We start from the raw sequence: 260 nt of genomic DNA on the forward strand, positions 1-260 counted from the left end.
TAACGCATAGCGAGCTCGATCGTTGCACGGAGGTTGCGGCGCAGTATCTCTGCAAGACCAAGTGGTTTGACGGTGCATCGCTGACGCAGCTGGCCCATGTGGGCAACAAGCTGAGCAAGCATCCGAACCAGCAAGCGGGCATGGATGCAATCGCGTGGATCGCCGGACAGCTCAATCAGGCAGATGATTTATCGGGACTGGATGGCCGCCACTCAGTCCTACTCCTGAACGCCTTCGCCAAGAACTTCAACAGCGGCAGG

Annotated in this window: 1 protein-coding gene; it reads left to right on the top strand. The window is 58.1% G+C overall.

From position 1 onward, the window contains the following. On the top strand, nucleotides 1-260 hold a 260-nt coding region (locus AO277_RS15425), incomplete at both ends, for a hypothetical protein (RefSeq protein ID WP_143492794.1).

Source organism: Pseudomonas amygdali (assembly GCF_002699855.1).
Classification (GTDB): Bacteria; Pseudomonadota; Gammaproteobacteria; order Pseudomonadales; family Pseudomonadaceae; genus Aquipseudomonas; species Aquipseudomonas amygdali.